At 47.4% G+C, this 344-nt stretch carries 1 protein-coding gene; it reads left to right on the top strand.

Annotated elements, in window-relative coordinates; all coding sequences use genetic code 11:
• Nucleotides 1-344, top strand: a 344-nt coding sequence (locus tag QWI17_RS16680) for a M1 family aminopeptidase (RefSeq protein ID WP_302723659.1), incomplete at both ends; no start/stop codon positions are given.

Below are 344 nucleotides of genomic sequence, written 5' to 3' on the forward strand. Positions count from 1 at the left end.
CGTACGGTTAAACGTATTGAAGACGTTACCCTGTTGCGTACCGCGCAGTTTGCTGAAGATGCTGGCCCAATGGCGCACCCGGTACGTCCTGCTTCATTCATTGAAATTTCAAACTTTTATACTCTGACAGTGTATGAAAAAGGGTGTGAAGTGGTGCGGATGCTGCGTACATTGTTGGGCGCAGATACTTTTCGTAAAGGATCAGATCTTTATTTTGAACGCCATGATGGCCAGGCGGTTACAACTGATGATTTTGTTCAGGCGATGGCAGATGTTAGCGGCCGGGATATGAGTCGTTTTAAGCTTTGGTATAGCCAGTCAGGTACACCGCAGCTCTCTATCAC

This window comes from Gilvimarinus gilvus (assembly GCF_030518155.1).
Taxonomy (GTDB): Bacteria; Pseudomonadota; Gammaproteobacteria; order Pseudomonadales; family Cellvibrionaceae; genus Gilvimarinus; species Gilvimarinus gilvus.